Origin of the sequence: Cellulomonas algicola (assembly GCF_003851725.1) — a bacterium.
In the GTDB taxonomy this organism is placed as follows: Bacteria; Actinomycetota; Actinomycetes; order Actinomycetales; family Cellulomonadaceae; genus Cellulomonas; species Cellulomonas algicola.
Map to the genome: position 1 here is coordinate 1 of NZ_BHYL01000437.1, position 4183 is coordinate 4183.

Here is a 4183-nt window from a genome sequence, read left to right on the forward strand (position 1 = left end):
GACGCGACCACGGCGCGCGCGGCGGCGGGCCTCGGCGGCACGCCTGCGGAGCGGACCTCGGCCGGGCTGGCGACGACCACAGCGGGCGCCGCCGGGACGGCCGGTACCGCGCACGCGAGTGCCGCGACGACGTCGGCAGCGGGTGGGGCCGGGACGGACGCGACGTCGACCGGTGAGGGCCGTCAGGCCGTGCTCGTCGGGTACGGCCTCGCGGACCCGGGTGCCACGCGTCGTCCCCGCGGCGGCGCGCCGACGGGAGCGGCGGCCTCGACGGCGGGCGGAGCGGGCACGGCGGCGACCGGGACGTCCGCGGGCGGTGCCGTCTCCCCGACCACGGGCGGCACGTCGCGGGCGTCGGCCCACGCGCTCGCCAAGCCCCCGGTGCGCAAGCTCGCCCGCGAGCTCGGCGTCGACCTCGACTCCGTGACGCCGACCGGCCCGGGCGGGATCGTCACGCGCGAGGACGTCCTCGCGCACGCCGCGCAGGCCGAGGCGCGCACGCTCGCGACGTACCCCGGCGACGACAAGCCGTGGCTCGCGAGCGGCACGGTCTCGCCCGACGGCCGCCAGACGCGCGTCCCCGTGAAGTCGGTGCGCAAGCGCACCGCCGAGGCGATGGTGACCAGCGCGTTCACCGCCCCGCACGTCACGGTCTTCCACACGGTCGACGTCACGCGCACGATGCGGCTCGTCGAGCGGCTCCGCGGGGAGAAGGAGTTCGCCGACGTGCGCGTCACGCCGCTGCTGATCGCGGCGAAGGCGCTCATGCTCGCGGTGCGCCGCCACCCGGAGATCAACGCGTCGTGGGACGACGCCGCGCAGGAGATCGTCTACAAGCACTACATCAACCTGGGCATCGCCGCCGCGACCCCCCGCGGGCTCGTCGTCCCGAACGTCAAGGACGCGCACCGCCTGAGCCTGCTGGAGCTCGCGCGCGGGCTCGGTGAGCTCACGGCCACCGCGCGCGCGGGTCGCACGTCGCCGTCGGACATGGCCGACGGGACCATCACGATCACCAACGTCGGCGTCTTCGGCATCGACACGGGCACGCCGATCCTCAACCCCGGCGAGGCCGGGATCCTCGCGTTCGGCGCGATCCGGCTCCAGCCGTGGGTGCACAAGGGCAAGGTCAAGCCGCGGCACGTCACGCAGCTCGCGCTGTCGTTCGACCACCGTCTCGTCGACGGCGAGCTCGGCGCGCGGGTGCTCGCCGACGTCGCGTCGGTGCTGGCCGACCCCGCGCAGGGACTCGTCTGGGGCTGACGGACGCACCTGGCGTGGAAGGTCCGTCACACCCGGCGCGACGGACCTTCCGCGCGAGCGACGACGAGGCCGGCGGACGTGCGGTGCCGGCCGGTGAACCGCCGGGTCGTCAGGTGGACGCGAGCGGCTGAGCGGTCGCGACCAGGCGTCGCTCGACGACGATCGCGACGATGCCGAGGACGATCGCCAGCGCCTCGGTGATCGCGGAGATCCACTCGTTCGTGCCCTCCCAGCGCGAGTGCACGCCGAACAGCCCGACGGTCGTCGCGACGACGAACGCGCCGAGCGTCGCGGCGCCGAACGCGATCGCGCCGAGCAGCGGCCACACGGACCGCCAGACGAGCAGCAGCACGCCGAGCACGAGGCCGGCGACGCCGTTGAGCAGGAACGCCTGGCCGACGACGTCGACGTTCTTCATGCCGTCGTTCCACAGGATCAGGTGGACGACGGCGGACGCGACCACGCACACGGCCAGCACGACGCGCAGGCCGAGCGCGATGGGGCGGCGACCCGCGACCGTGCGCGGGGTGCCGGTGGTGGGAGCGGTCATGGCGGTCACGCCTTCCCGGGCAGCACGGCGCCGTCGGCGACGTGCACCTCGACAGGGGGGAGCGGCTCGGGTGCCGGGCCGGACACGTTCGTGCCGGTCAGGTCGAACACCGAGCCGTGGCAGGGGCAGCTGAGCTCGTCGCCGTCGACGACGACCGTGCAGCCCTGGTGGGTGCAGACCGCGGACAGGGCCACGACGGTCCCGACCTCGGGCTGCACGAGGAGGATCGGCTTGCCGTCGGCGCCGGTCGCGGAGATCGCGCCGCCCACGGGGATGTCGGAGACCTGCGCGAGCGCGCCGTCGGCCGCGGGTGTCGACCCGCCGCCACCACCGCCCCCTGACCCGCCGTCGCCGGACCCGCCCGACGAGCAGGCGGCGAGCACGCCCGCGGCGGCGACGCCCATCGTCACGAGACCGGCGCGCTGCAGCACCTGCCTGCGGTCGAGGCATCCGCCGCACGCGTGCGCGGCGGCGGGGGCGTCGGTGGAGAGGGCGGGGGACTCCTGGATCTGCGGCATCGCGGCCTCCGGTGCTGGGCTCCGTCGTGTCACCGGTTCAACGGTGGCACGCGTCGGGAGGTTCAGCGTTCCGGCAGGTCGGTGTGCGCACCGGGTGCGGCGGCGGCCTCGCGGCGGGCCGCGTCGGCGTCCGCGACGGTCGCGGTGACCCCGCCGATCGCCGTGACGGGGCCGCCCGCGGTGCGCGGCGTCTCGACGTCCGGGTCGGCGGCGGGCGGCGTGGTGCCCTCGCTCTCGGCCAGGCGCCCCTCGATGCCGGACACGGTCCGCAGCGGCAGCTCGGGCAGCAGGATCGTCAGGACCACGCCGACGACCATGATGCAGGCGGCGATCAGCAGCACCAGGTCGACGGACTGCGCGAAGCCCTCGAGGAACGGCTGCGCGAGCCGTGGGTCGAGCGAGCCGATGAACGACGAGTCGTCGAGCGACGGCAGCGACCCGCTGCCCTGGATCGCGTCGGCCACCGCGGCGTTCGCGGGGTTGCTCAGCACGGCACGGTCGGTGAGCGCGGCCTGGAGCTCGGGCGTCGGGAGCAGGCGGGCGAACGCGTCGCGGATGTTGCCGCCGACCGTCGAGAACAGGATCGACAGGAAGACGGCCGTCCCGAGCGTGCCGCCCATCTGCCGGAAGAACAGCGACGACGACGTCGCGACGCCCATGTCGCGGATCGCGACCGCGTTCTGCACCGCGAGCACGAGCGGCTGCATCGTCAGGCCCAGGCCCAGGCCGAACACGACCGACGCCGCGAAGATCTGCCAGAACGGCGTCTCGACCGCGAGCCGCGAGAACAGCAGCGCGCCGACGACCATGAGCATCGTCCCGATGACGGGGAACACCTTGTACCGTCCGGTCCGGGCGGTCGTCTGACCGGCGATGACGGACCCCGACATGATCCCGACGGTGAACGGGATGAGCGTGAGGCCGGCCTCGGTCGGCGTCTGGCCGCGGACGATCTGCAGGTACAGCGGCAGCGTCGCGAGCCCGCCGAACATGCCGAGGCCGATGACGACGTTGGCGGCCGCGCCCACGCCGAACGTCCGGTTGCGGAACAGGTAGAGCGGGAGGATCGCGTCCTGCCGGGCGCGCCGCTCCGCGAGCCAGAACAGCAGCAGCCCGACGGCGCCCGTCACGTAGCAGCCGATCGAGCGCGTCGACGACCAGCCCCACTCGCGGCCCTGCTCGGCGACGACCAGCAACGGCACCAGCGCGACCACGAGCGCGAGCGCGCCCGGCCAGTCGATGCGGTGCTCGACCCGCTGCAGCGGCGGCAGGTGCAGCACCCGCCAGATCACCACGAACGCGAGGACGCCGATCGGCACGTTCACCAGGAACACCCACCGCCACCCGGTGATCCCCAGGATCTCGTCGGCACCCGCGAAGAACCCGCCGATGACCGGCCCGAGCACCGACGACGTGCCGAACACCGCGAGGAAGTACCCCTGGTACCGCGCGCGCTCCCGTGGCGCGACCAGGTCGCCGAGGATCGTGATGGCCAGCGCCATGAGACCGCCCGCGCCCAGCCCTTGCAGCCCGCGGAACATCGCGAGCTCGTACATCGACCCCGCGGTGCCGGACAGCAGCGAGCCCGTGACGAACAGCCCGATCGCCAGCAGGTAGAACGGCTTGCGGCCGTAGATGTCGGAGAGCTTGCCGTACAACGGCGTCGAGATCGTCGCCGTGAGCAGGTACGCCGTCGTCACCCACGCCTGCAGCGACAGGCCGTGCAGGTCGTCGCCGATCGTGCGGATCGACGTCGCGACGATCGTCTGGTCGAGCGCCGCCAGGAACATGCCCAGCATGAGCCCGCCGAGGATCGTGCGGATCTCCCGGTGGGTCGGGGCGTGGAACGTGG

4 protein-coding genes are annotated in these 4183 nt (G+C 74.0%); 1 reads left to right on the top strand and 3 read right to left on the bottom strand.

Annotation, left to right across the window (positions count from 1 at the left end):
* Window positions 1–1263: dihydrolipoamide acetyltransferase family protein (locus CTKZ_RS20485; protein ID WP_235843585.1), on the top strand; the 1263-nt coding region annotated here is incomplete at its 5' end.
* A gap of 109 nt (window positions 1264–1372) precedes the next feature.
* Here CTKZ_RS20485 and CTKZ_RS20490 read toward each other — a convergent pair.
* From CTKZ_RS20490 to CTKZ_RS20500, 3 genes are all read right to left on the bottom strand, one after another.
* The gene (locus CTKZ_RS20490) at window positions 1373–1813 is read right to left on the bottom strand and encodes a hypothetical protein (protein ID WP_124344628.1); all 441 of its coding nucleotides are present in this window, start codon (window positions 1811–1813) and stop codon (window positions 1373–1375) included.
* Between the two features lie 5 nt (window positions 1814–1818).
* Window positions 1819–2331 carry a QcrA and Rieske domain-containing protein gene (locus CTKZ_RS20495; protein WP_124344629.1) on the bottom strand — a complete coding sequence of 171 codons (513 nt, stop codon included), beginning with the start codon at window positions 2329–2331 and terminating at the stop codon, window positions 1819–1821.
* 62 nt (window positions 2332–2393) lie between these two features.
* A partial coding sequence (locus CTKZ_RS20500) for an MDR family MFS transporter (RefSeq protein WP_124344630.1) occupies window positions 2394–4183 on the bottom strand: 1790 nt, incomplete at its 5' end.

Excerpts from the sequence above, each read along its gene's own strand:
- CTKZ_RS20495 (WP_124344629.1), bottom strand. The coding sequence starts at position 2,331 with ATGCCGCAGATCCAGGAGTCCCCCGCCCTCTCCACCGACGCCCCCGCC.
- CTKZ_RS20490 (WP_124344628.1), bottom strand. The coding sequence starts at position 1,813 with ATGACCGCTCCCACCACCGGCACCCCGCGCACGGTCGCGGGTCGCCGC.